Origin of the sequence: Massilia jejuensis (assembly GCF_042656795.1) — a bacterium.
GTDB classification, from domain to species: domain Bacteria; phylum Pseudomonadota; class Gammaproteobacteria; order Burkholderiales; family Burkholderiaceae_D; genus Telluria; species Telluria jejuensis.
Window position 1 is genome coordinate 36,941 of record NZ_JBHSMS010000040.1, and the last position, 23,877, is coordinate 60,817.

At 65.8% G+C, this 23,877-nt stretch carries 25 protein-coding genes; 10 read left to right on the forward strand and 15 right to left on the reverse strand.

Annotated elements, in window-relative coordinates; translation table 11 throughout:
- Window positions 1-68: 68 nt before the first annotated feature.
- Window positions 69-932: a pirin family protein gene (locus tag ACFPOU_RS13230; RefSeq protein WP_379721942.1), complete on the reverse strand. Its 864-nt coding sequence runs from the start codon at window positions 930-932 to the stop codon at window positions 69-71.
- Between the two features lie 121 nt (window positions 933-1,053).
- Here ACFPOU_RS13230 and ACFPOU_RS13235 point away from each other — a divergent pair, with 121 nt between their 5' ends.
- From ACFPOU_RS13235 to ACFPOU_RS13260, 6 genes are all read left to right on the forward strand, one after another.
- On the forward strand, window positions 1,054-2,580 hold the full coding sequence (locus tag ACFPOU_RS13235; protein ID WP_379721944.1) for a dipeptidase: 1,527 nt from the start codon (window positions 1,054-1,056) through the stop codon (window positions 2,578-2,580).
- 403 nt (window positions 2,581-2,983) lie between these two features.
- On the forward strand, window positions 2,984-4,075 hold the full coding sequence (gene galT / locus ACFPOU_RS13240) for a galactose-1-phosphate uridylyltransferase (protein ID WP_379721946.1): 1,092 nt from the start codon (window positions 2,984-2,986) through the stop codon (window positions 4,073-4,075).
- Complete coding sequence (locus tag ACFPOU_RS13245; protein ID WP_379721948.1) at window positions 4,072-5,160, forward strand: M24 family metallopeptidase; 1,089 nt, start codon at window positions 4,072-4,074, stop codon at window positions 5,158-5,160. The genes galT and ACFPOU_RS13245 overlap by 4 nt, the downstream gene beginning before the upstream one ends.
- Window positions 5,160-6,257 carry a galactokinase gene (galK, locus tag ACFPOU_RS13250; RefSeq protein ID WP_379721950.1) on the forward strand — a complete coding sequence of 366 codons (1,098 nt, stop codon included), beginning with the start codon at window positions 5,160-5,162 and terminating at the stop codon, window positions 6,255-6,257. The genes ACFPOU_RS13245 and galK overlap by 1 nt, the downstream gene beginning before the upstream one ends.
- Window positions 6,244-8,049 (forward strand): glycoside hydrolase family 2 protein, encoded by a 1,806-nt coding sequence (locus ACFPOU_RS13255; RefSeq protein ID WP_379721952.1) that lies wholly within the window; start codon window positions 6,244-6,246, stop codon window positions 8,047-8,049. The genes galK and ACFPOU_RS13255 overlap by 14 nt, the downstream gene beginning before the upstream one ends.
- Before the next feature lie 169 nt (window positions 8,050-8,218).
- Window positions 8,219-8,422 carry a hypothetical protein gene (locus ACFPOU_RS13260; RefSeq protein ID WP_379721954.1) on the forward strand — a complete coding sequence of 68 codons (204 nt, stop codon included), beginning with the start codon at window positions 8,219-8,221 and terminating at the stop codon, window positions 8,420-8,422.
- A gap of 87 nt (window positions 8,423-8,509) precedes the next feature.
- Here ACFPOU_RS13260 and ACFPOU_RS13265 read toward each other — a convergent pair whose 3' ends face one another.
- The 8 genes from ACFPOU_RS13265 to ACFPOU_RS13300 all read right to left on the reverse strand — a co-directional run bounded on the left by ACFPOU_RS13265 (window position 8,510) and on the right by ACFPOU_RS13300 (window position 13,547).
- The gene (locus tag ACFPOU_RS13265; RefSeq protein WP_379721956.1) at window positions 8,510-9,067 is read right to left on the reverse strand and encodes a hypothetical protein; all 558 of its coding nucleotides are present in this window, start codon (window positions 9,065-9,067) and stop codon (window positions 8,510-8,512) included.
- 157 nt (window positions 9,068-9,224) lie between these two features.
- Window positions 9,225-9,623 carry a VanZ family protein gene (locus ACFPOU_RS13270; RefSeq protein ID WP_379721958.1) on the reverse strand — a complete coding sequence of 133 codons (399 nt, stop codon included), beginning with the start codon at window positions 9,621-9,623 and terminating at the stop codon, window positions 9,225-9,227.
- A gap of 79 nt (window positions 9,624-9,702) precedes the next feature.
- A complete protein-coding gene (locus ACFPOU_RS13275) occupies window positions 9,703-10,128 on the reverse strand; it encodes a hypothetical protein (protein WP_379721960.1) in 426 nt (141 codons plus the stop codon).
- 278 nt (window positions 10,129-10,406) lie between these two features.
- Entirely contained in the window at window positions 10,407-10,619 is a 213-nt protein-coding gene (locus ACFPOU_RS13280) for a hypothetical protein (protein ID WP_379721962.1), read from the reverse strand.
- A gap of 39 nt (window positions 10,620-10,658) precedes the next feature.
- Window positions 10,659-11,426, reverse strand: coding sequence for an SDR family NAD(P)-dependent oxidoreductase (locus tag ACFPOU_RS13285; RefSeq protein ID WP_379721964.1), 768 nt, complete (start codon window positions 11,424-11,426; stop codon window positions 10,659-10,661).
- Window positions 11,427-11,578: 152 nt separating this feature from the next.
- Window positions 11,579-12,109 (reverse strand): TPM domain-containing protein, encoded by a 531-nt coding sequence (locus tag ACFPOU_RS13290; RefSeq protein ID WP_379721966.1) that lies wholly within the window; start codon window positions 12,107-12,109, stop codon window positions 11,579-11,581.
- Window positions 12,109-12,933: a TPM domain-containing protein gene (locus ACFPOU_RS13295; RefSeq protein ID WP_379721968.1), complete on the reverse strand. Its 825-nt coding sequence runs from the start codon at window positions 12,931-12,933 to the stop codon at window positions 12,109-12,111. The genes ACFPOU_RS13290 and ACFPOU_RS13295 overlap by 1 nt, the downstream gene beginning before the upstream one ends.
- 2 nt (window positions 12,934-12,935) lie before the next feature.
- On the reverse strand, window positions 12,936-13,547 hold the full coding sequence (locus ACFPOU_RS13300; RefSeq protein WP_379721970.1) for a LemA family protein: 612 nt from the start codon (window positions 13,545-13,547) through the stop codon (window positions 12,936-12,938).
- Between the two features lie 149 nt (window positions 13,548-13,696).
- Between ACFPOU_RS13300 and pyrF the strand changes: the two genes are divergently transcribed.
- Window positions 13,697-14,521, forward strand: coding sequence for an orotidine-5'-phosphate decarboxylase (gene pyrF / locus ACFPOU_RS13305; protein WP_379721972.1), 825 nt, complete (start codon window positions 13,697-13,699; stop codon window positions 14,519-14,521).
- A gap of 54 nt (window positions 14,522-14,575) precedes the next feature.
- Here the strand turns inward: pyrF and sbcB are convergent, their stop codons facing one another.
- Window positions 14,576-16,021: an exodeoxyribonuclease I gene (gene sbcB, locus ACFPOU_RS13310; protein WP_379721974.1), complete on the reverse strand. Its 1,446-nt coding sequence runs from the start codon at window positions 16,019-16,021 to the stop codon at window positions 14,576-14,578.
- A 79-nt stretch (window positions 16,022-16,100) separates the two neighbouring features.
- Window positions 16,101-17,066, reverse strand: coding sequence for a GGDEF domain-containing protein (locus ACFPOU_RS13315; RefSeq protein ID WP_379721976.1), 966 nt, complete (start codon window positions 17,064-17,066; stop codon window positions 16,101-16,103).
- Window positions 17,067-17,171: 105 nt separating this feature from the next.
- On the opposite strand from ACFPOU_RS13315, the gene ACFPOU_RS13320 reads away from it, so the two are divergent.
- Window positions 17,172-17,987, forward strand: a complete 816-nt coding sequence (locus tag ACFPOU_RS13320) for a helical backbone metal receptor (protein ID WP_379721978.1) — start codon at window positions 17,172-17,174, stop codon at window positions 17,985-17,987.
- 43 nt (window positions 17,988-18,030) lie between these two features.
- Here the strand turns inward: ACFPOU_RS13320 and ACFPOU_RS13325 are convergent, their stop codons facing one another.
- Together ACFPOU_RS13325 and ACFPOU_RS13330 are read right to left on the reverse strand one after the other, a co-directional pair.
- The gene (locus ACFPOU_RS13325) at window positions 18,031-18,432 is read right to left on the reverse strand and encodes an HPF/RaiA family ribosome-associated protein (RefSeq protein ID WP_379721980.1); all 402 of its coding nucleotides are present in this window, start codon (window positions 18,430-18,432) and stop codon (window positions 18,031-18,033) included.
- Between the two features lie 151 nt (window positions 18,433-18,583).
- A complete protein-coding gene (locus ACFPOU_RS13330) occupies window positions 18,584-19,612 on the reverse strand; it encodes a CDP-6-deoxy-delta-3,4-glucoseen reductase (protein WP_379721982.1) in 1,029 nt (342 codons plus the stop codon).
- A gap of 11 nt (window positions 19,613-19,623) precedes the next feature.
- Between ACFPOU_RS13330 and ACFPOU_RS13335 the strand changes: the two genes are divergently transcribed.
- Window positions 19,624-20,517, forward strand: coding sequence for an SDR family oxidoreductase (locus ACFPOU_RS13335; protein ID WP_379721984.1), 894 nt, complete (start codon window positions 19,624-19,626; stop codon window positions 20,515-20,517).
- Between the two features lie 37 nt (window positions 20,518-20,554).
- On the forward strand, window positions 20,555-20,815 hold the full coding sequence (locus ACFPOU_RS13340) for a hypothetical protein (RefSeq protein ID WP_379721986.1): 261 nt from the start codon (window positions 20,555-20,557) through the stop codon (window positions 20,813-20,815).
- A gap of 262 nt (window positions 20,816-21,077) precedes the next feature.
- Here ACFPOU_RS13340 and ACFPOU_RS13345 read toward each other — a convergent pair whose 3' ends face one another.
- Entirely contained in the window at window positions 21,078-21,773 is a 696-nt protein-coding gene (locus ACFPOU_RS13345) for a glycine-rich domain-containing protein (protein WP_379721988.1), read from the reverse strand.
- A gap of 262 nt (window positions 21,774-22,035) precedes the next feature.
- Window positions 22,036-23,868, reverse strand: coding sequence for a CHASE domain-containing protein (locus ACFPOU_RS13350; RefSeq protein WP_379721990.1), 1,833 nt, complete (start codon window positions 23,866-23,868; stop codon window positions 22,036-22,038).
- Window positions 23,869-23,877: the final 9 nt, after the last annotated feature.

A 23,877-nucleotide genomic window follows, 5' to 3' on the forward strand; every position in this document is an offset into this window, starting at 1 on the left:
AAGTGGTCGATCGGGCTACTCTAAAGCAGGCATGGCAAACACGGCGCCACGCCTGCGGGCGCGCCGGCCTACATGGATGCGCCGAACTTGCCGGCCTGGTAGTCGCGGATCGCCTGTTCGATCTCGGCGCGCGAATTCATCACGAAGGGGCCGTGCGCGACCATCGGCGCGCCGATCGGTTCGGCGTGGCCGAGCAGGACCACGGCGTCTTCGAGCGCGCGCATCCCGACCTCGTCGCCCTCGCTGCCCAGTTCGGCGAGGTGGAAGGCGCCGACGCGGTCGTCGGCCACGCCGACCTGCAGCGCGCCGCGCACGACGTACAGGAAGACGTTGCGCCCTGCCAGGCCGGGCACGCGCAGGCGCCCGCCGGCCTTGAATTCGACGGCGCTCATGAAGACGCCGGTGAGCGAGTTCACCGGCCCGCGGGTGCCGTCCCACTCGCCCGCGCTCAGGTGCATCGTCACGCGGCCCCCGTCCAGCACCAGCGCCGGGATGTCTTCCTTCTGCAGGCCGGTATAGGCGGGCGCGGTCATCTTCAGGTGCGGCGGCAGGTTGACCCAGAGCTGGAGGATCTCGAGCGGGCCGCCCTTGTCGAGGAATTCGCGCGGCGAGATTTCGGCGTGGATCAGGCCGCTGCCGGCCGTCATCCACTGCACGCCGCCGGCGCGGATGATGCTCTCGTGCCCGGCGCTGTCCTTGTGGGTCAGCATGCCGGCGAGGATGAAGGTGACGGTCTCGAAACCGCGGTGCGGATGCGGGCCGAAAGGCAGGCCGCGGTTGTGCGGCGGATAGGTTTGCGGGCCGTGGTGGTTCAGGAACAGGAAGGGATCGACCTGGTCCAGGTGGGCGTTCGGCAGGGGCCGCTGGGTGATCAGGTCGCCGATGTCGTCGCGCAGGGCCGGATGGATCCGGCGCACCAGTTTGTCGCTCATGGTTGTTGTCCTCGTTTGTTCTTGCCGTTGACCGCCACGATACCGGAAATGCGCTGGAATGCGGCGAACCGGGCGTCGCCTGCTGTGCTAGACTCGTTGCGCCTATGCAATGGAGACATCCGTGACCACGAAACGTGCCATCCTCGCCAGCCTGCTGCTGGCATCCGCCGTGCACGCCGGCGCCGCCGTCCAGGGCGCCGCCGCCGTCCCGGGTCCGGCCGCCGTCAAGGCCGCCAAGTATGCGGTCACGGCTTACCGCCTCGAGGTGGTCAAGACCCTGTCGGGCCTGGTCAGCTACAACACGGTGGCCGATCCGAACCTGCCCTCGGACCGCAACCCGCAGCACATCGCCTTCAAGAACTATCTGAAAAGCGAGGCAACCCGTCTCGGTTTCGACTTCGCCGACCATGGCTGGGTGTTCATCGTCGGGATGGGGAAAGGCGAAGAACGCGTCGGCATCGTCACCCATGGCGACGTGCAGCCGGTCGACCCGGCGAAGTGGAAGAAGTCGCCCTTCGTACTGGACCAGACGAGCGAGCCCGGCAAACTCCTGGCGCGCGGCGCCGAGGACGACAAGGGCCCGATCGCCACCGCGCTGTACGCGATGAAGGCGCTCAAGGACCAGCAGGTGCCACTCTCGAAGCGCATCGAACTGTACGTGTACATGGGCGAGGAATCGAACTGGCAGCCGCTGGTCGACTTCCTGAAAACCCACGAGCCGCCGCAGATGAACATCACGCTCGACGCCGAGTATCCGGCGGTGGTGGCCGAAAAGGCATCGGGCACGATCGCCGTGACGTTCCCGGCAGCCGGCGCGGCCGTGCCGGCGGCGGGCGAGGCCTACCTGGCCGCCTTTGCCGGCGGCTTTTTCGGCAGCCAGATTCCGGAAGACGCCAGCGCGACTGTCGCCAACGCGAGCGCCGCGATCGAGGCGCAGGTGCGCGCGCGCGGCGCGCGGCAGGATGGCATGCGCTACGAGTTCGCGCGCAAGGGCCAGGACCTGGAGGTGCGCGCGCGCGGCGTCTCGGCGCATTCGTCCAAGCCCGAGGACGGCGTCAACGCGGTCGCCATGCTGGCCGATGCGCTGGCGGTGCAGCCCTGGCCGAATACGACGGCCGGCGCCGCCGTCAACTATCTCAACGACATGGTGGGCACCGGCCTGTATGGCGAAAGGTTCGGGAACATTGCCTACCGCGACAGCTTCATGGGCCGCATGACCGTGGCCCCGACCGTGATCCGCCAGAAGGACGAAGGCATCGAGGTCTCGCTCAATGTGCGCCGTCCGCAGGGCAAGAGCGTCGAGCAGCTCACGGGCGAGGTGAACACGGCGCTCGCCGCCTGGCAAAGCCGTAACCTGGCGCTGGCGAACGTCACGGTGCGCATGGGCGAGCCCTGGCTGCGCAGGGACGCGCCGCAGCTGCCGATCCTGATGAACGTGTTCTCCTACTTCACGGGCATGAAGGACCCGAAACCGGTGGCGATCGGCGGCGGCACCAATTCGCGCCTGTTCCCGAACGCGGTCGGCTTCGGCCCCGGCATGCCGGGCAAGGTGTACACGGGCCACTCCGAGCACGAATTCATCACGCTCAGGCAGTTGCTGCTGAACCTGCAGATGTACACGGCGGTGCTGGCCGAACTGGCGAAGTAGGCATCGCCCCGTCGATACCGGCACACCCGGGCCGGTGTTTCCTTTTGCTACCACAACAGGCCGGAAGAGGTCGTTCGCGCTGTCGGCGATCCTGTTGGGCTTGTCAGGTTTTGTCTTGCCAAACCCCGTAAAAAATTCTAAGCGTTTTGTAGGTTTAGACCTACAAAGAGTGGTGGACTGCCTGGCTGGAATGCGTCGCGACGCGGGTTTCCATAGGAGAGCGGGGTCTTGGCGGCCTCCCGCCATGCCAGCTGCTCAGCTGAGGCATTAACTGTTGGAAAATAGATACGTTCCGGGCTGAAACTGTGGCGTAAACGCCATGTTAGGATCCATCCCTAGCCGCGAACGCAGGGGATTTCTATCGCCTGCGAGCGTATGTGATCTGCCGACATAAAGCGATGCCATGCACAGTAAAGAATTGACAAAGCCCGACGGACGACACCTGACTCTCTACAGCAACCGGCCGATTCCGGACGGCCTCGTGGCGCCCAGCCCGTTCCCCGACCCGATGAATGCGAATCCGCACCTGCGCTGGCATCCGCTGCGCGGCGAGTGGGTGACCTATGCCGGATTCCGCCAGAACCGGACCTTCCTGCCGCCGCCGGAATACAACCCGCTGGCGGTGACCGTCGACCCGGCCAACCCGACCGAACTGCCGCAGGGCGACTACGAGATCGCCGTGTTCGACAACCGCTTCCCTTCGCTGGCGCTCGAATCGCATTCGCCGCCGCACTTGACGGTGCCGACCGCGCCGGCCAACGGCCACTGCGAGGTGGTGGTGTTCACGCAGGACCCGACCACGGCGCTGGTGCACTTGCCGCTGTCGCGCATCGAACTGCTGCTGCAGGTCTGGGGCGACCGAACGCGGCGCATCGGCGCCAACCCGCAGATCGAGTACGTGCTGCCGTTCGAGAACCGCGGTGCGGAGGTCGGCGTGACGCTGCACCATCCGCACGGCCAGATCTATGCGTATCCGTTCGTGCCGCAGGTGCCGGCGCGCATGCTGGCCCAGGAGCGCGAGTATTTTCTCGAGCATGGCACGAACCTGCTGTGCGACATGGCCAGGAACGAAGCGGCCGACGGCAGCCGCGTGCTGTTCCAGGACGAGCACGCGATCGCCTTCGTGCCGGCCTGTGCGCGCTATCCCTACGAGGTGTGGGTGCTGCCGAGCGCGCCCTGCCAGGATTTCGCCTCGTTGTCCGATGCGCAGCGCACGAGCCTGGCGCGTGCCTTGAAGACCGTGCTGCTCAAGTACGAGGCGATGTGGAACCGGCCTTTCCCCTACCTGATGGCCTGGTACCAGGCGCCCACCGATGGCGCGGCGCATCCGGAAACCCAGCTGCACGCCCAGTTCTATCCGCCTTACCGCTCGCGCGACCGCCTGAAATACCTGGCCGGCACCGAGCTGGGCGCCGGCATGTTCGCGATGGACGTGCTGCCCGAGAACACGGCGGCCGAACTCAAGGCCGTGCACGTATCCCTGGAGGGCGCATGAGCGGTCCCGAACGCGCCGCCGAGGTGGCGGCCAAGCTGGCCCTGCTGCGCGACTGCCTCGAGCAGGCCGGCGCGGCGGCGATCCGCCTGCGCGGCGTCGACTGGTTCGCCTGGGCCACGGCCGGCGGCTCGAACGCGGTGCTGCATACGGCGGAACTGGGCGTGGCCGAAGTGCTGGTGACGCGCGACGAAGCGGTCATCCTGACCGACGAAATCGAGGCGGCGCGCCTGCGCGACGAAGAAGTGCCCGCCGGCTTCACTTTCCACGTCACGCCCTGGGCCCAGGTCGAACTGCGCGAGCGTTATGTGCTCGGTTTGGCCGGCGAGGGCGGGGTGCTGTCGGACCACCCGCGCGGCCAGGAGCTGGCGCTGCCGAACGGCTTGCGCCAGCGGCGCCTGGTGCTGGCCGCCTCGGAGCAGGCGCGCTACCGCCTGCTGGGCCGCGAAGCGGCCGAGGCGATGACCGAGGTCATGCATGCCGCGCGTCCCGACTGGACCGAGTACCAGCTGGCCGGCGCCGGCGCCGCGGCGCTCTGGCGGCGCGGCATCCATCCGGCGCTGGTGCTGGCCGCCGGCGAACGGCGCATGCCCCTCTACCGCCATCCGACGCCGTCGCACGAGCCGATCGGCGCGCGCGCCATGCTCGTATTCTGCGCGCGCCGCCACGGCCTGTATGCCAACCTCACGCGCTTCGTCAGCTTCGGGCCCGCGCCACAGGAACAGGGTGCGCTGATGGAAGTCGAGGCCACCGGCCTGGCCACCGTCACGCCCGGTAAATCGCTGTCGGCCGTGTACCACGCCTTTGCGGCGGCCTATCACCATGCCGATCGCCAGGAAGCGATCAACGAGCACCACCAGGGCGGCATCACCGGCTACCTGGCGCGCGAGATCGTCGCTACCGCCAGCACCGCGACCGAACTGGAAGAGGGCATGGCCTTCGCATTCAACCCCAGCTTTGCGGGCCTGAAAATCGAGGACACCTTCCTCCTCGGCCCGCAGGGACTGGACAATCTCACCCTGGACCCGCGCTGGCCCGCCGTGAGCGTGCATGGCCGCCAGCGGCCCCTTTGGCTGGAGACAAACTGATGGTGACGTCCGATTCCTTCTTCGGCGGTGCGCCCGAGGTCAATGCGTCCGCACCCGGACGCGTGAACCTGCTGGGCGAGCATACCGATTACAACGACGGTTTCATGCTGCCGGTGGCCACGCCGCAGCGCACGACGGTGGCCCTGGCTCGCAGCAACGACGGCCACTTCCACTTCTACTCGAGCACCCTGGATGCGAACGTGACCTTCGCACCCGAGGCCAGCGCGCCCTCGGGCTTCGGCAGCTATATCGAAGGCTGCATCCGCCTGGTCGAGGCCGAAGGCGTGAAGGTGCCGCCGCTGCGGATATGGGTCGCGACCGACGTGCCGGTGGGGTCGGGCCTGTCCTCGAGCGCGGCGCTGGAAGTGGCGACGCTGCGCGCGCTGCGCCAGATGCTCGGTTTCGAACTCGACGACGTCAAGCTGGCGCGCATCGCCCAGCGCGCCGAGATCGAATATGCGCGCGTGAACTGCGGCATCATGGACCAGATGGCCTCGAGCCTGGCCGATGAGTCGCACATGCTGTTCATCGATGCGCGCACGCTCGAACACCGGCTCGCGCCCATGCCCGCGGGCAGCGAGATCATCGTGATCGACTCGGGCATTGCGCGCAAGCTGGCCGGCAGCAAGTACAACGAGCGGCGCGCCGAGTGCGAGGAAGCGTCGCGCATCCTGGGCGTGAAGGCGCTGCGCGATGTCGCCGATCCGGACTCGGTGGAAAGCCTGCCGGAACCCTTGAAACGCCGTGCCCGCCACGTGGTGCGGGAAAACCTGCGTGTGCTGGAGGCGACCGGCGGCGTGCCGGCCGCGCGCTTCGGCGAACTGATGAACGCGTCGCACTTCAGCCTGCGCGACGACTACGAAGTGTCGATCCCCGAACTCGACGAGCTGTGCGCGCTGCTGCGCGCGCAGCCGGGCGTGGTCGGCGCGCGCCTGACCGGCGCCGGTTTCGGCGGCGCGTGCGTGGCGCTGTGCAGCGCGGGTCACGCGCAACAGGCGGCCGAGGCCGCCCTCAACGAATACAACAGGAACGGGCGGCAGGGCCGCATCCTGATCCCGGTTCCGACTGAACGAAAGGAAAACAATGAGTCAGTTTGAATATCCACGTCCTCAACTGGTACGCGACAACTGGATCAGCCTGAACGGCAAGTGGCGCTTCTGTTTCGACGACGAGATGCGCTTCAAGCTGCCGGGCGAGGTGACCGAATGGACCCACGAAATCGAAGTCCCGTTCGCACCCGAGACCAAGATGTCGGGCATCGGTGACACCGGTTTCCACCGCGTCTGCTGGTACGAGCGCGAGTTCACCGTCATGCCGAACGAGGGCCGCACGATCCTGCACTTCGGCGCGGTCGACTATTCCGCGCGCGTCTGGGTCAACGGCCAGCTGGTCGCCGAGCACGAAGGCGGCCATACCCCGTTTTCGGCCGACATCACCTCGGCCATGAAGGCCGACGGCAAGCAGCTGGTGACGGTGTATGTGGAGGATGATCCGGCCGACCTGGCCAAGCCGCGCGGCAAGCAGGACTGGTTGCTGGAGCCGCATTCGATCTGGTATCCGCGCACGACCGGCATCTGGCAGACCGTCTGGGTCGAGCAAGTCGAAAAAACCTTTATCCAGAAGCTGAAGTGGACGCCGATCTTCGAGACCTTCGAGATCGGCTGCGAGGTCTTCGCCGGCGGCGAAATCCGCGACGACATGTTCATCGAGGTCAAGATCTGGCACGGCGCACACCTGCTGGCCGACGATCATTACAAGCTGCTGGCTGGCGAGGCGAACCGCAAGATCGCGCTGTCGGACCCCGGCATCGACGATTCACGCAATGAATTGCTGTGGAGCCCGGAGCGTCCGACCCTGCTCGATGCCGAGGTGACGCTGCGCTGCGGCGACCGCGTGGTCGACCGCATCAAGTCTTACACGGCGCTGCGCGCGTTTGCGATCAACCGCGACCGCCTGATGCTCAATGGCAGGCCTTACCAGCTGCGCCTGGTGCTCGACCAGGGCTACTGGCCCGAATCCTTCCTTACCGGCCCCTCCGACGAGCACCTGAAACGCGACGTCGAACTGGCCAAGCAGATGGGCTTCAACGGGGTACGCAAGCACCAGAAGATCGAAGACCCGCGCTACCTGTACTGGGCCGACAAGCTGGGCCTGCTGGTGTGGGAAGAGATGCCCTCGGCCTACCGCTTCAGCCCGAAGGCGATCACGCGCATGGTGCGCGAGTGGACCGAAGCGATCGACCGCGACTACAGCCATCCCTGCATCATCGTCTGGGTCGCGTTCAACGAATCCTGGGGCGTGCCGAACCTGACACTGACGCAAGCGCATCGCAACGCGGTCGAGGCGCTGTACCACCTGACGCGCACGCTCGACGCGACGCGGCCGGTGATCGGCAACGACGGCTGGGAGGCGTCGGCCACGGATATTCTCGGCATCCACGACTACGATTGCGATCCGGAAAAGGTCAAGGCGCGCTATGAAGTGAGCGATCCGGTGCGCACGCTGTTCGACCAGCGGCGTCCGGGCGGGCGCATCCTGACGCTGGACGGTTTCCCGCACCGCGGCCAGCCGATCGTGCTGACCGAGTTCGGCGGCATCGCCTACGACACCCGCGGCACGCCGGAAGAGGGCACCTGGGGGTATTCGCGCTCGACCACGGCCGACGGCTTCCACAACCTGTACCGCGGGCTGTTGAAGGTGGTCAATGAAACCTTCATGTTCAGCGGCTTTTGCTACACCCAGTTCGCCGATACCTTCCAGGAAGCCAACGGCCTGCTAAACGCGGACCGCACGCCGAAGTTGCCGCTCGAAGTGATCTCGGCGGCTACGCGCAACGTCCAGCTGCACCCCCGCAAGGAAGAGGACGAGAAGGACGTCGACCCGGCCTGATTCCCGTCGATGGGACAGGCCGGGGCAATCCGCACACGGCGGCGGACACCCGGCGCAAGCGGCACCTCGCCGCTTCCCGGTTGGCGCGCTCGCCCGCGTGAGGCGGGCCGGACCGCGGCATACCCCGGTGGCGGGAGCGCACCGTGACCGGAATGGACTTGCCGTTGCCGTGCCTGCCGACCCAGCCACGCGGGACGGCGACGATTTCACGCGCGCACTCGCGCGCCACGGCCGCTCGGCGCCCGGCGACGACATCACACGGCACATCCCGGCCGATACCAAGCAACGGCTGCGCGGCGCCCTGCACCACAAGGGCATCGGCCTGGCCAGCATGGCGCACCAGCGCGGCTATCTGGTCGAGCGGGTGGTTTGATCATGCTAAGGTTGCGGAAATTGCCCGGCGGACAGTCCAGCCCATGCGCCGTGACGGGACGCCTGGGCCGGCCGCGCATGTCCGGCTTTAACGCCGGATCGTGCCGCCGCTGATGTTGACGCGGTCGCCGCTGCGGAAGTCCGGCGTGGTTTCCTGGGTGACGACCTGGGTGCTGCCGTCGTCCATGCGCAGGGTGACGCGGTAGACGCGGTCCGAGGCCGTCGAGCTGCCGGTCGCGCCGGTGCCGCTGCTGCCGACCGCCGCCCCGCCGACCGAACCGGCGCCGCCGATGCCGCTGGCCGGACGTGGCACCAGTTCGATCGAGACGACCGTGCCGTTCGGGCTGGCGCTGGCGGCAGTGGCGCTGCCCGCCTGGGACGCGCCCTGTGCGCCGCTGCCGGTATCGGACGTGGTGCCCGTGGCGCTGCCTTGCGTGGTGCTGCCCGTGCTGCTCGCGCCCGAGGTGCCGGCCTGGTCGCTGCTGGTGGTGCCGCCGGTGGTGCCCGAACCGGTGCCGCCGCCCCAGCTGGCCGAGCCGCCGGCATCGCCGCTGGCATCGCCGCCGCGCATGGCTTTGCAGCCCGACAGGCCCACGGCCATGGCCAGCAAGCCCGCCAGCAACACGCTCCGATGTTGTTGTTTCATGATCGATCCTCCGTTGATTTTGTCAGTGGGTATGCGTGACGATGTCGTCTGCCACTTCGGTAAGAGGCGCAAACGGGCACGACGTTCCAGCTGACTCGTGTGCGGCATGAGGCAGATCAAGCGGGGATCTCTGCGGGAAAATGATTGCGAGCCGAGTTCAGCTGCGTTGCAGGGCCGCCTTGGGCAGGATCAGCGCCAGGATCGCGCAGGTGGCGAGCGCCGCGGCGCAGTCGACCATCCAGTCGCGCAGATCGGCGCCGCGATAGGGGAACAGGCTCTGCACCGCTTCGTCGATACCGCCCATGAGCGCGACGGCCAGCACGGTGGCGAGGCTGCGGCTGGACGCATTGCCACTGCTGGCGGTGAACCACAGCAAGGCCAGGGCGGCATAGGCGACCGAATGCAGGACCACGCCCGGCGCGACCTGGCCGATGTCGGCACGCGCCCCGGGTATCGAGCCGGCAACGACGATCGAGAGAAAGAGCGCGATCGCGGCGCTGTAGCGCAGCCTGTTCAGGCGCGGGTCGAGCAACAGGCAGGACAGGAAATGCGGCATGGTCGACCAGATTAAAAAACGGCAACCATACCACGGCAGGTAACCGTGCGCAGGCACGGCAGGGAGTGCGGCTGGACGATCAGATGCTCAGCGCCGGGGCGCCGTCGGGATAGCGGGCGTCGAAGCAGCTTTCGCATTCGGCGCAGAACAGGTGGGCCATGCGCACGGCGGTCTGGCGCAGCACGAGTTGCAAGTGGCTGTGGCGGCACTTGGGACAGATTTCGCGCACGTTGCCGAAGGTAAGGAGGTTGACTGCGGCTTGCTGATCGTCAATGTGGTCGACCACGACGAGCGGGTTGAGTTCGCTGAGGACCAGGCAATCGGCCTCTTCATGCTGTCGTCGGCTGGCGCATGCGCGTTCGGTATGCTGTTCGGAGACTTGAAAATTCATCGGTCCGGCTCCCTTTGTCTGGTGAATGGCGGCATCGGCCTTGGGATCTGGCTGGCGATCCTGCTTGCGTATGCCGGCTTGAGACGAGACTACATGATAGTCAAAAGCGCCCAAGCTGCAAGGTCAATGTTCACATTTATGCAATGCGCATGCTTGCATATAAAAAAATGCCCATCAGAAAATTTGATGGGCACAACCCAAGATCGGGCCAAGAGACATTGTTCGGTGGGTGTGCAACGCGTCTGCGTCACACACTTGTCTGCAATCAGGCATATCGGTTGCGTGTACTGCAGATGAATCGAGTATAAAGAGCGATCGTGACATGGATATGACCTACCGCAAGCTTTCGAGAGATGTAGCGAACGTTTCACATGCAGGAGACTCTGCAGATGTCATCCGACGTGGACCGCAACGGACAAAAAAAAGCCCGCTTCATGAGCGGGCTTAAAACTATTTTCTTGGAGGAGAATAGTGGAGACAGGTGAATTATGCTGCGCCGCGATATATTTGTCTAATTGCAAATTCAGATACCTGACATGCGTTCCGTGAATATTGCTGAGTTCGCCTGGGCGCATGGCACCGGCCACCGTGTCTTGCGCGATCATTTTCCGCTATTCCCTGGTTCTTCCCTGATCCTTCCTTCTTCATTCCCTGACCGGCACCGTATAGTTCAGGGGCATGCGTCCGCCGTCGGCATACAGCGTCTGGCCCGTGATATAGGAGGCGTCGTCGCTGGCAAGGAAAACGGCGATCGACGCCACTTCTTCCGGCTCGCCGCAGCGGCCCAGGGGCGTACGCGACAGGATCGTGTGGCGCGCTTCGGGGCTCGAGAGCACGGCTTGCCTGGCCAGTTCCGTCAGGATCGTGCCAGGGCCGATGGCGTTGACGCGTATGCCGTGCTGGGCCAGGCCGATGGCGGCCACGCGCGTGAGCTGGTTGACGCCGCCTTTCGAGATCACGTAGGGCACCTGGTTCGGAATCACCAGCTCGGCGTTCACGCTCGACATGTTGATGATGCAGCCGCCGCTGCGGCGCCTGACCATGTCGCGCGCCGCGGCCTGGCTGCACAGGAACATCGATTTCAGGTTGACGCGCAGGACGCGGTCGAAGTCTTCTTCCAGCAGGTCGAGGAAGTCGGCAGCATGGGTGATGCCGGCATTGTTGACGAGGATATCGACCCGGCCGAAGGTCCCGATGGTCGCGGCGAACAGGGCGTCGACGTCGGATTTCTGGCTGACGTCGGCGCAGAAGAAGCGGGCGGCCTCGCCCAGTGCGGCGGCGGCGTGCGCCACTTCCGGCCGCACGTCGGCCAGCATCACGCGCGCGCCTTCGCGCACCAGGCGCTGGGCACAGGCCAGGCCGATGCCCTGGCTGGCCCCGGTAACGAGGGCGATCTTGTCGGCGAGTTTCATGGCGCTCTTTCACGAAGTTCAGTTGCCGTCATTGTAACGGCAGGCCCGAAGCCCGGGACAGGCACCGATGAGGAAAGAGCGGCTGCCAGGGCGCCGATCGCTGCGGCCAGGGCCTGGCAAGGCGTCGGTGGCGGCGCTGGCGTGCGCTTGCGTTACAGCATGATCGGTTTGTCGGGCAGCTCGTTGGGACGCACCCCTTCGGCGGGGAAATGGGTACGCAGCAGGGCGTTGACCTGCTCGATGGCCGCCAGCGTGGCGCCGTGGAAGTCGCCGCGCTTGAAGCCGTCGGTCATGGTGCGGCAGATGGCTTGCCAGGTGGCTTCGTCGATCTTGCGGTCGATGCCGCGGTCGGCCACGATGTCGACCTTGTGCTCGGCCAGGTTCACATAGATGAGCACGCCGCAATTGTCTTCGGTATCCCAGACGCCGTAGTCGGCGAACAAGGCGAGGGCGCGCTGGCGATTCGTGACGCCGTCCCAGACCTCGTCGGTCGGGAGCGACTTTTCGACGATGAAGCGCACTTCGCCGCGGTGGGTCTGTTCGCCCGCCGTGATCGCCTGCGCCGCTGCCGCCAAGGTGCTTTCCGGGAAGGCGCGCTGGGCATCGGCCTTGCTGCTGCTCCAGTGGCGCACTACACGCTTGAAACGTTGTCCGAACGATTCATGGGTCATGTGATCTGCCATTACCAGTCTCCCGAGGCGCCGCCGCCGTCGAAGCTGCCGCCGCCGCCTGAAAAACCACCGCCGCCGCCGAAGCCGCCGCCGCCCGAAAAGCCGCCGAAGCCGCCACCGCCGCGTCCCGCATTGCCGAGGATATTACCAAGGATGAATCCGGTGGCGCCGCTGCTCCAGCCGCCGCGCGACAGGCGCGAACGGCGGGGTTTGAACATCGAGCGCACCAGCATGAAACCAATTATCAACGCCAAGATACCGAACATGCCGAAACCGCCTTCTCCTGAACCTGCATTCCTGTCGGCTGGCGCTACCTGCTGCGCCGGCTCGGGAAATCGTTCCCGGTTCAGCAGGGCGGCGATTGCGCCCACCCCCGCGACCAGGCCCTCGTAGTAATGGTTTTTACGAAAGTGCGGTGCGATGACGTCTTGCAGGACGCGCTTCGACTGCGCATCCGTCAGCACGCCTTGCACGCCGCGTCCGGCCTCGATGCGCAGGCGCCGTAGCGCGCCCGGGTTGTCGCGCGCGACCAGCAGCAGCACGCCGTCGTCGACGCCCTTGCGCCCGAGCTTCCAGGCATCCGTCACGCGGATGCCGAATTGTTCGATCGCCTCCGGCTCGGTCGACTTGACCAGGAGTACCGCGATCTGGTTGCCGCTCCTGGCCTCGTGCTCGGCCAGCACCGCTTCCAGGCGCTGGCGCTGGCTGGCGTCGAGCATGCCGGCCTCGTCGACCACGCGGCCGGTCAGCGCCGGCACCGGTTTCAGCTGGGCCTGGGCCGGGCCGGCCAGGAGGACAGCCAGCACCACCAGCCACAAGCTACGCAGCACGGCCATCGCTATTTGCCGAAGTTGACCGTTGGCGCGGTCGAGATCGCTTTTTCGTTCTCGACCGTGAACGAAGGCTTGGCTTCGTAGCCGAACATCATCGCCGTCAGGTTGGTCGGGAACTTGCGTACCTGGACGTTATAGTCCTGTACCGACGCGATGTAGCGCTGGCGCGCCACGGTGATGCGGTTCTCGGTGCCTTCGAGTTGCGACTGCAGGTCGCGGAAACTGGTGTCGGCCTTCAGTTCAGGATATTTCTCGGAGACGACCATCAGGCGCGAGAGCGCGCCGGACAGTTCGCCTTGCACTTCCTGGAACTTCTTGAAGGCTTCCGGATTGTTCAGCACTTCCGGCGTGATCTGAAAGCTGGTCGCTGCGGCGCGCGCGCGGGTGACGGCTTCGAGCGTCTCGCGTTCGTGCGAGGCATAGCCCTTGACCGTATTGACCAGGTTTGGAATGAGGTCGGCGCGGCGCTGATACTGGTTGACCACTTCGCTCCAGGCCGCCTTGGTGGCTTCGTCCTTGGTCTGGAATTCGTTGTAGCCGCAGCCCGAGAGCAGCGACCCTGCCAGTGTGGCCGCCGCCAGCAGGCGGATCCAGCGCGAAAATACGGAAGACGTCATGATGTCCCTGTCAGTGCGAGTTGTCGAATAGTTAAAACTATACAGTACTCCGTCCATGCCGGTCGCACGGTCGGGCCTGTAGCGGGACCGGGTCGTGGGCGACAGGTACAATATTGGGTTTGCAATGACACTGTTACAAGGGGCCCAACGTGAATTTCATGAATAAACTCTCCGCCGCCTGGACCCGCAACGATTCGCTGCTGTGCGTCGGCCTCGACCCTGACCTGACCCGCTTCCCGGCCCATTTGCAGGGACAACCGGACGCAATTGTCCGGTTCTGCGGCGCCATCATCGACGCCACGGCCGATCTCGCCTGCGCATTCAAGCCGCAGATCGCCTATTTCGCCGCCCTCGGCGCCGAAGACCAGCTCGAGGCCATCTGCCGCTACCTGCGCGAGCGCTATCCGCATATCCCGCTGATCCTCGACGCCAAGCGCGGCGACATCGGGGCGACGGCCCACCAGTACGCGCGCGAAGCCTTCGAGCGCTATGGCGCGGACGCGGTGACCGTCAATCCCTACATGGGCTTCGACTCGGTCGAACCGTATATGGCATGGGCCGACCGCGGCGTGATCGTGCTGTGCCGTACCTCGAACGCGGGCGGCTCGGACCTGCAATTCCTCGACGTCGGCGGGCAACCCCTGTACCAGCACGTGGCGCGCCTGGTGGCGGAGAAGTGGAACCGCAACGGCCAATGCGCGCTGGTGGTGGGCGCCACTTTCCCGGAAGAACTGGCGCAGGTGCGCAAGATCGTCGGCGACATGCCGCTCCTGGTGCCGGGCGTCGGCGCCCAGGGCGGCGACGTCGAGGCAACCGTGCGCGCGGGCCGTACGGCCGATGGCACCGGGATGATGATCAATTCTTCGCGCGCGATCCTGTATGCGACGGCGCACGACGGCGAGGATTTCGCGGCGGCCGCGCGGCGCGTGGCGCGCGAGACGCGCGATGAGATCAACCGGTACCGGCGCGCGTAGAGCGCCGGTCGGCGAGGCCGGCGGCAGCCGGACCCGCCACGCCCGCCAGCCTCGTCACCTGCTCGGCGCAATCGCCTCGACGTACTCGTACAGGGCGCCGAGGATCTCCTCGGCCCGCTCGTCCGCCGTTTCCGACAGCGCATCGATCTCGCCGAACAGGCGGTCGATCGTGCGCGCCCCGCCGGCGCCGTCGAACAGGCGGGCGGCGCGGTGTTCTTCCCAGTGTTCCATTTCCGCTTCGCTCAAGCTCTCGGGGAAATTGCGCGCGCGGTAGCGCAGCAGCAGTTCGGCCAGGCGTTCGTCCTCGAACGAGGGACGCGCGCTGGCCAGCTGGGCCGGCGTCTGCATGCGCAGCGCTTCGAGCTTGCGGCGGTCGCTGCTGGAGACGAAACCGCCATACAGATCCTCGTCGACATCGGTCGCGGTCGAGGCCGCCGGCTTCTGGTAGACCTGGGCCCAGGTGGCGGCCATGTCGGGACCGTCCGCCGCCAGCCGCGCATGCGCGCGGCCCTGGTCGAGGTCGATACCCCAGCGCGTCGCCTGCGCCTCGCTCAGTGTTTTCAGGTTCCCGACCAGCATCGGCGACTTGTTCAGGTGCACGCTCTTGATCGGCAGCCGGGTCACGCCCTCGGGCAGGTCGGCGCTGCGCGTGAACAGGCGCAGCCGGATCGTGTCCACGTCGAGACCGAACAGTTCCGAGGGGTCGTGGCGGCAATCCCAGACCAGGATCTCGTTCTTGTTGGCAGGATGCTGGGCCAAGGGCCAGACCAGGCCCAGGCAACCCTGTTCGGCCGGGAACATGCCCGAGACGTGCAGGAAAGGCTGGCGCGCCGTGCGCTCCAGGTGCAAGCCCATTTCGCTGGCGACCTTGTCCTTGCGGCGCAGTTCGAGGCAGAAGTCGAACAGGCGTGGCTGCTTGCTGCGAATCAGGCGCGCCAGGGCGATCGTGGCGCGCACGTCCGACAGCGCATCGTGCGCGGACTCGTGCGCCAGGCCATTGGCGCGGGTCAGGTCTTCCAGGCGAAAACTCGGACGTCCGTCCGGATGCGTCGGCCACGCGATGCCGTCCGGGCGCAGCGCGTAGGTCATGCGCACGACGTCGAGCAGGTCCCAGCGGCCGCAGTTGTGTTGCCATTCGCGCGCATAGGGATCGAGCAAATTGCGCCAGAACAGGAAGCGCGTGACCTCGTCGTCGAAGCGGATCGTGTTATAGCCGACGCCCACCGTGCCCGGCTCGGAAAAGGCCGCCTCGATCTGGCGCGCGAATTCGTGCTCCGGCACGCCCAGTTCCAGGCATTGCTGCGGCGTGATGCCGGTGATCAGGCAGGACTGCGGATCGGGCAGGTAATCGTTGGCCGGCTGGCAGAACAGCATCAGCGGCGCGCCGATCTCGTTGAGGTCGGCGTCGGTGCGGATCGCGGCGAACTGGGCCGGCCGATCGCGGCGCGGCTGGGCGCCGAAGGTTTCATAGTCGTGCCAGAGGAAAGTATGTGTGCTCATCGTTTCGTTGTGTGGGGCGGTCTTGACGGACAATCAAGAATGGCACGGATTGTCGGTGCGAAGCGCGCTTGCGTCAATCTCACATGCTCACACAATTGCGGCCCGCTTCCTTGGCGCGGTAGAGCGCGGCATCGGCCGCCTCGATCAGGCTGATTTCGTCGCCGTCCGGACCGAGCACGGCCACGCCGAAACAGGCAGTGATGTGCGGCAGCGGCACGCGCATGTCGGGAAAGAGCACGGCTTCGCGCATCCGCTGGCAGAGGCGGTCGGCCACCATATGCGCCAGCTCGGCGGTGGTTTCTGGCAGCACGGCCATTAATTCCTCGCCGCCATAGCGCACCGCAAAGTCGGAGGGACGCAGGCCGTCGCGGATCACGTTGGCGGCCGCGCACAGGGCCGCGTCGCCGACCAGGTGGCCGTGGGTGTCGTTGAACTTCTTGAAATTGTCGAGGTCAACCATCAGCAGGGCCAGCGGGCTGCCCTGGGCGCGGGCGCGACCGACCAGTTTCGGCAGCATGTCGGCCAGCCAGGCGCGGTTGTACAAGCCCGTCAGGGTATCGTTCAGCGAAAGCTGGCGATAGAACTCGCCCAGCTTCTGGCGCCGGCGCAGCAGGGCATTGGCGGCGCGGATACGGAAGGACATCAGGCGCAGCAGGTTGCGGGCCACGGCGTTCGAATGGTCGATCAATTCCCAGGCCAGCTTCGATTCGATCACCAGCAGCCGCGTTTCTTCCACCGCGCGCACGGCGTCGAGGTTGGCGGCGTCGTCCAGCACCGACTGTTCGCCCACGCTCTCGCCCGGCATGATGCGGTTGACGCCGCCGTCGGCACTGCCGGCATGGCCGTCGGTCTCGACTTCAAGCATGCCGGACAGCACGATGTACAGCCGCGCCCGCACCGGGTCCGCGATCGGTTCGCCCGCGGCCACTTGCACCACCTCGCAATCGGCCAAGGCGAGGGCGGCGGCAGCCAGGTCGGCGTCGCGAAACAGCGCCAGGTTGTCCACCGTGTAGCCCGAATCCCGAAATGGTCCGATCAGTTTCAAAACGTTCCTCCGCGTCAGGCTGGGTAGTGTGGATGAAGGCATGATAAACCATCCTCCCCCGCGTTCCGCTGGCGTTTCGGAAACAGTGGTGTTCCAATAGCGGGCATGCATCCATCCCCCCATCCATCCATCGACGCCCTCGGCCGCGCGCACGCGCCGGCGCCGGACGCGCGCATCGTTTCGCTCGTTCCCTCGATCACCGAACTGCTGTGCGCGCTGGGCCTTGCGCGGCAGGTGGTCGGACGCACCGGCTTCTGCATCCATCCCGCCGGGCTGGTTGCCGCGATCCCGAAAGTGGGCGGCACCAAGGACGTCAACCTCGAAAAAATCCGCAAGCTCGCACCGACCCACGTGATCGTCAACATCGACGAGAACGAAAAACCGACGGCCGAGGCGCTGGCCGCATTCGTGCCGCATGTCGTCGTGACCCACCCGCTGGCGCCGCGCGACAACCTGGACCTGGCAAGGCTAATGGGCGGCATCTTCTGCGCCGGGCAGCGGGCCGAAGACTGGTGCGCCGCCTTCGAGGCCGAATATGCCCTGCTCAAAGCCATGCCCGCCGGCCCGCCGCGCACGGTGCTGTATTGCATCTGGCAAGACCCGTGGATGAGCGTCTCGAACGACACCTATATCGCGCGCATGCTCGGCGAAATCGGCTGGGACGTGCCGGCGCTGCCGGATGCGAGCCGCTATCCGCGCTTCGACTGGTCGAGCGAACTGGTTGGCAAGCTCGACGCGGTGCTGCTGTCGACCGAGCCCTACCGGTTCACCGAGGCGCATGCGGATGCACTCGAAAAGCAGCTCGGCATTCCAGTGCTGCTGGTCGATGGAGAAATGATGTCCTGGTATGGCAGCCGCGCATTGGCCGGTTTGCGCTACCTGCGCGCACTGCACGCGATGCTCGAAGGGACGCGGACGTAAAAAAAGCGCGGCCAGGCCGCGCTCGTTCTTTCCAGTTCCGGCTTTACGCGCCGCTGGTGAGATTCTTGTCCTGTTCGGGCGCGAGTTCGTCCTCGGTATCGATCACGTCGAGCGGCAGCGGTTCGCGGCGGCCCTTGTCGGCCAGGCGGCCCAGGGCGCTGTCGAGTGCGCGCTTGAGCTTGTTGCCGGCGTTGGTAATGGCCTGGTGCAGGTTCACCGCGTGTTCAGTGACGACCACCGGCGCATAGCCGGCGACGTGGGCTTCCATCATGCACTTGTTGCCGCCGTCGAGCTGCTTCTGGCTGTTTTCGTCGCTCAGATGCACGTCCACGCGGTTGATCTGCTCGCCGAAACGGCCAATGGAATTTTGCACGATGGCCTGGACGTGCTCGTCCAGGCCTTGGTGTTTGTCGATAGTACGGTCAGTATTGACATTGATTTGCATAAAGATGACTCCCGTTATCAAAGTTCTTGAAGCCGATCTTACACTTTTTGCCACGTTTGCCGCGTACCGTACGCAGGCTGCATACCCAATCCGTCTTGCAATGAGGAAAGCGATCCGTTTTTGGCGGCGCCGGAAACAGCAGGGTCCACCCTTACCCTTGCGCCAAATCCGCTTCCGTCGTGAACGCATCCGCAAAGAACTCTTCCGGCGGCAAGCCGCATTGCGCCGCATACTCCTTGCGCGCCGCGTCGACCATCACCGGCGCGCCGCAGGCATACACCTGGTAGCCGGACAGGTCCGGAATATCCTGCATCACCGCCGCGTGCACGTAGCCCGTGCGGCCGCTCCATCCATCCTCGGGCAGGGCGTCGGACACGACCGGCGTGTACGTGAAATCGGGCATGGTCGTGGTCCAGGCCCGGCACAGCTCGTCCATGTACAGGTCTTGCGGACGGCGTCCGCCCCAGTACAGGCGAACCGGGCGGGCCGACTTCAGGTGCATCAGGTGTTCGACCAGGGCCTTGACCGGCGCGAAGCCGGTGCCGGAAGCGAGCAGCACGATCGGTTTGTCGGACTCCTCGCGCAGGAAAAAGGTGCCCAGCGGCCCTTCGAAGCGCAGGATGTCGCGTTCCTTCATGGCGCCGAACACGTGGTCGGTGAACAGGCCGCCGGCCAGGTGACGGATGTGCAGCTCCAGCGGACGCTCGAGGGTCGGGGCGCAGGCGATGCTGTAGGCGCGCCGCTTGCCGTCTTTCAACAGGAATTCGACATACTGGCCGGCGCGGTAGGCCAGCGCCTCGTTGGCCGGCAGCTGCAGCGTGACGATGGCGACGTCGGGCGCGGCGCGCGTGATCGACTGCACCCGGCTCGGCATCTTGCGGATCGGGTAATCGCTGCTGCCGCCGATTTCACGCGCCTCGATCACCACGTCGCCTTGCGGCAGCGCGCAGCAAAACAGCGACATGCCCTGCAGTTTTTCCTGCTCCGACAGGGCGCGTCCCTGGTGCGGCTTGTGCGTCACGGCGCCGCCGACCACCTTGCCCTTGCACGAACCGCAGGCGCCGTTCTTGCAGCCGTACGGCAGGCCGACGCCGGCGCGAATCGCCGCGGCCAGCACGGTTTCGTCGGCCTCGCAGGAAAATTGGGTGCCGCTTGGCTGGACAGTGATCTGGAACGTCATACAATCCTCAAATGAACTACAACAATAAATACCCCCTGGGCCGTCCGCGCCTGCTCCTGATCGGCTGCGGCGATGTGGGCATGCGCCTCTTGCCGCTGCTGTGCCCGCGTTTTCGCGTCTTTGCCGTCACACGCGATCCGGAACACGCCCCGCGCCTGCGCGCCGCCGGGGCCGTGCCGATCCTCGCCGACCTGGACCGGCCGGCCAGCCTGGCGCGCCTGCGCGGCCTGGCACGGTACGTGGTGCACCTGGCGCCGCCGCCGGCGGCAGGCGCGCGCGATGTCCGTACGCGCAACGTGACCGCCATTCTACCCGAGGGGGCGCGCCTCGTTTATGTGAGCACGAGCGGCGTCTATGGCGATTGCGGCGGGGCGCTGATCGATGAAACGCGCCCCGTGGCGCCGAAGAATGCGCGCGCCGAACGGCGCGTCGACGCCGAACGCGTATTGCGCGCCTGGGCCAGGCGCAGCGGGAGCAGCGCCGCGATCCTGCGCGTGCCGGGCATTTATGCGCATGACCGCCTGCCGCTCAAGCGCCTGCACGCGGGAACGCCCGCGCTGCGCCCGCAAGACGACGTCTATACGAACCACATCCAGGCCGACGACCTGGCGCGCATCGTCATGCTGGCGCTGTTTCGCGCCCGTCCCGGCCGGATCTATCACGCCACCGACGATACGCGCCTGAAGATGGCCGACTATTTCGACGTGGTGGCCGATGCCTACGGCCTGCCGCGTGCGCCGCGCCTGCCGCGCGCCGCATTGCGCGAAGTGGTCTCGCCGCTCCTGATGTCGTATATGTCGGAGTCGCGCCGGCTCGACAACACGCGCCTGCGGCGCGAACTCGGCGTGCGCCTGCGCTATCCCGACGTCCAGCACGCCCTGGCGCAGTGGGCGCTGGTAGAATGACGGCCCTTTCCGCAAGCATTCCGAGACGAGCCCCATCATGACGACCCTGACCTACGAAGCCTTCCTGGACGAAGTCACCACCCTGCTGACCGAGATGTACGAACTCGACGACGAGACTGCCATCAAGCTGGTCGTCGACGCCCAGGCCGACGATTATTTCGTCGCCCACGACGATCACGAAGCGATGCGTACCGTCGAGCAGGCCAGGAAGGAGGCGATGGCCCTGTACGAAGCCAGGCAGAACAAGGTGCAGACCCAGGAACGCCAGCAACTGCGCGCGCGTCACAAGAAATCCTGAGTTGGTATCCCGAGCCGCGTCGGCTTTTTGTGTTGCCTAATGCACCAGGCGCACTGTTGGGCGTGCACGAAATTGGCGACGGCGGCATGCGCGCACTGCGTCGCTCGGTGGATGCTTGGCGATTGCGCCACAGGCGGAAAGGGCCGGTGTCTGAGGCAGGCAGGGCTGGCTACACGCGGCCTACGACGGCGCGGCCGGCGCACCCGATACCTGCCCCGGCGACCTTTCGATGAAGCGTTCGGCCGCCGGGATCGGTGGCATATCAGGCGACTTTGACGACGCTCGGGCCAACGCACCATGCGGTCTGGGCATCGCGCACCTTGACGACGCTTGGACCGACGCACCATGCGCTCTGGACATCGGCCGCCTTCACGACGCTCGGGCCGACGCACCAGGCGCTCTGGACATCGGCCGCCTTGACGACGCTCGGACCGACGCACCATGCGCTCCGCACATCGGCGGCCTTGACGACGCTCGGGCCGACGCACCATGCCGAGTTCGCCGCTTTGCGCATGACCGGCTCGCAGGCCGTCTGCACGTCGGCGGCTTCCAGGACGCCGTCGGCCCGCAGTGGACGCACATACGACACACCGAATGTGGACTCGTATAACTCGCGCATGCGCTCGCCAGCCTGCTTGTGCTCTTCGGCGCCGTCTTCGCCGACCAGGCCGAGATAAGGGTAGTGGTGCACGAAGTAACCGAAGGCCTGCTGGCAATCGCGGGCGTATTTCATCGTGTCGAGGATGTGGTAGTGCCAGAAGGTGTCGACGTCCACGAGCGGGGCCGTCGGCACATGCGGGAAGGCCTTCATCAGGTACAGGAAGCGGCGGTACTCGGTCTCGATGGCATTCGCACGTTCCAGGGACCAGCCCTCGCCGGACTCCTTGTGCATCAGTTTTGTTTTGATCGGGTTCAAATCCAGGGCGGCGATGAGGGCGAAGTCGTTGTTCGAGATCATGATCTATCCTTTTGTTTTGGCGACTGCATCGTTATTTCGAGTGTGCATACCGGCGATCGATGTAGTGGTGCTGGCAAATGGTTAGTCCTCCTCCGGGTAAGCTTGACTGTCAGTATTGACGCGAAGCACTGAGATGAATTGTCGGCTTCAAGCGCCCGAAAATCGTTGATTTTCCGCAAGTTGAATCGTGTCAATAAATTTTTGTCGCAAATTCGCCTACAGCAGGACGGGCAGTAGGCCTACAAGATTCAAGTCGCTGCGCCTACATGCTGTCGAAGGCGGGATGGGGCGTGGCGGGCGATGCCGGTACATAGGAGACGGACAGCAGGTTGTTCGCCGCAGGGATCGAGATATGGACCGTCGTACCGGCTTGCGGACCGCTGGTGATGATGCACTTGCCGCTCAGGATGCGGACCCTTTCCTCGATGCCGACCAGGCCAAACGAGCCCGGCTTCTGCCCGCCGGCCTTGGTCAGGCCGACACCGTTATCGCTGACGGTCATCGAGATCGATTCGGGGTCGACGGCCAGTTCGACCCGCACCTTGGTGGCGCGGGCGTGGCGCGAGACATTGGTCAGCGATTCCTGGAGGATGCGGAACAGGGTCGTCGCGCAGCGGTCGCTCACATGCAGGTCATGGTTGTGCGACACCAGCTCGCAGCTCAGGCCGGTGCGCCGCTGGAACTCGGCGATCTGCCAGTCGACCGCCGCCGTCAGGCCCAGGTCGAGCACGTTCGGGCGCAGGTCGTTGATGATCTGGCGAACGCTCTTGATCGTCGCGTCGATCTGCTCGAGCATCCAGCGCGTGCGCGCGTTCAGGTGCGGATGGCGCCCGGTGCGCGACGCGAGCAGGTCGACTTCGATACGCAGCGCCAGCAGGTTCTGGCCGAGGTCGTCGTGGATCTCGCGCGCAATGCGCTTGCGTTCGCTCTCCTTGATGTTTTCCGCGTGGGCGGCCAGGCGCCGCAGGTTCTCGTTGGTTTTTTTCAGTTTCGCTTCGCTGGCGCGCAATTCGCCGGTCATTTCCTCGGCCAGGCCAATGGCGTGCCGGCGCGAGCAACTGAGCGTCTGGAACAGTGCATACAGCAGGGCGGTGCCGATTATCCCGGCCAGCATCGCAACCCAGGGCAGGGCGCGGTCGAGCCTGGAATACAGGCTGCGCTTCGTCACGCTAAAATCGATGTCCCAGCCACGTCCGTCCACACCGACCGGCAAGCGCGCGCGGAATTCGACCTGCTCGTCCGCGGCCAGGCCCGGGCGGTTGTCGAAGAACACGTTGCGGCGGTAGCCACCGGCCGCACTGCCGGGTTCCTTGCCCGGAGCCGTGCCGGAGATCACGAGCCGCGTCGCGTTCCTTGGCATATTGTCGAGCACGCCTTGAGCGAGGCTGTCAACGCTGAACCCGATCCCAACCGTACCAAGATAGGCGGCGCGGCGCTGGCCCACCTCCGGCAACGGCATGGGAGCGCCATACACGGGCAAGCGCATCGTCAGGCCGATGACCAGCGATCCTGCATTGACCGGGGCGCCTGACGTCAACACTTCCCCGGTGTCGCGAGAATGCGCCAGGAGCTCCACAGCGCCTATCGCCGTGTGCAAATCGAAGCCGATCCGCTTGATCCAGGTCGTCCCCGGTTCGACGAAGGTCAGCACCGTGTACTCGGTGCGCCGGCCCTCGGGCAGGATCCTCGCGTTGCGCCCGCGTCCGTCGATATTGCGCAGCATGTGCGCTTCGAACCGATCGCGTTCGGCATCCGTGAGGTACTGGGCAAAATTGATCGACTCGACGCCGGGGAAATGGTGCGGCAAGTCGAGGCCCGCGACATAGCGCTGGAAAGTTTCGCGCGTGACCTGCTCGGTCGTCAGGAACAGGCTGGCCGTGCTGCGCAGCAAGTCTGCATAGGTCTTGAAACGCCCATCGAGCGTCGACTGGACGCTGCGCGCCATATGGTCGAAGCGCGTCCGGGCGTCGTTTTCGATCGCCTGGCTGGTGCTGATGTACAGGGCGACGCCGACACTGAGCGACAGCAACGCGCCCATCCACGAACCCATGCCGATTGCATTGAATTTCGTGATCCAGCTGCGTGTGATCCCCATGTCCAATCC

Bases quoted from the DNA above. Each gene is read 5' to 3' on its own strand.
- ACFPOU_RS13230 (WP_379721942.1), bottom strand. From the start codon at position 932: ATGAGCGACAAACTGGTGCGCCGGATCCATCCGGCCCTGCGCGACGAC.
- galT (WP_379721946.1), top strand. From the start codon at position 2,984: ATGCACAGTAAAGAATTGACAAAGCCCGACGGACGACACCTGACTCTC.
- ACFPOU_RS13245 (WP_379721948.1), top strand. From the start codon at position 4,072: ATGAGCGGTCCCGAACGCGCCGCCGAGGTGGCGGCCAAGCTGGCCCTG.
- galK (WP_379721950.1), top strand. From the start codon at position 5,160: ATGGTGACGTCCGATTCCTTCTTCGGCGGTGCGCCCGAGGTCAATGCG.
- ACFPOU_RS13255 (WP_379721952.1), top strand. From the start codon at position 6,244: ATGAGTCAGTTTGAATATCCACGTCCTCAACTGGTACGCGACAACTGG.
- ACFPOU_RS13265 (WP_379721956.1), bottom strand. From the start codon at position 9,067: ATGAAACAACAACATCGGAGCGTGTTGCTGGCGGGCTTGCTGGCCATG.
- ACFPOU_RS13270 (WP_379721958.1), bottom strand. From the start codon at position 9,623: ATGCCGCATTTCCTGTCCTGCCTGTTGCTCGACCCGCGCCTGAACAGG.
- ACFPOU_RS13280 (WP_379721962.1), bottom strand. From the start codon at position 10,619: ATGATCGCGCAAGACACGGTGGCCGGTGCCATGCGCCCAGGCGAACTC.
- ACFPOU_RS13285 (WP_379721964.1), bottom strand. From the start codon at position 11,426: ATGAAACTCGCCGACAAGATCGCCCTCGTTACCGGGGCCAGCCAGGGC.
- ACFPOU_RS13290 (WP_379721966.1), bottom strand. From the start codon at position 12,109: ATGGCAGATCACATGACCCATGAATCGTTCGGACAACGTTTCAAGCGT.
- ACFPOU_RS13295 (WP_379721968.1), bottom strand. From the start codon at position 12,933: ATGGCCGTGCTGCGTAGCTTGTGGCTGGTGGTGCTGGCTGTCCTCCTG.
- ACFPOU_RS13300 (WP_379721970.1), bottom strand. From the start codon at position 13,547: ATGACGTCTTCCGTATTTTCGCGCTGGATCCGCCTGCTGGCGGCGGCC.
- sbcB (WP_379721974.1), bottom strand. From the start codon at position 16,021: ATGAGCACACATACTTTCCTCTGGCACGACTATGAAACCTTCGGCGCC.
- ACFPOU_RS13320 (WP_379721978.1), top strand. From the start codon at position 17,172: ATGCATCCATCCCCCCATCCATCCATCGACGCCCTCGGCCGCGCGCAC.
- ACFPOU_RS13325 (WP_379721980.1), bottom strand. From the start codon at position 18,432: ATGCAAATCAATGTCAATACTGACCGTACTATCGACAAACACCAAGGC.
- ACFPOU_RS13330 (WP_379721982.1), bottom strand. From the start codon at position 19,612: ATGACGTTCCAGATCACTGTCCAGCCAAGCGGCACCCAATTTTCCTGC.
- ACFPOU_RS13335 (WP_379721984.1), top strand. From the start codon at position 19,624: ATGAACTACAACAATAAATACCCCCTGGGCCGTCCGCGCCTGCTCCTG.
- ACFPOU_RS13340 (WP_379721986.1), top strand. From the start codon at position 20,555: ATGACGACCCTGACCTACGAAGCCTTCCTGGACGAAGTCACCACCCTG.
- ACFPOU_RS13345 (WP_379721988.1), bottom strand. From the start codon at position 21,773: ATGATCTCGAACAACGACTTCGCCCTCATCGCCGCCCTGGATTTGAAC.
- ACFPOU_RS13350 (WP_379721990.1), bottom strand. From the start codon at position 23,868: ATGGGGATCACACGCAGCTGGATCACGAAATTCAATGCAATCGGCATG.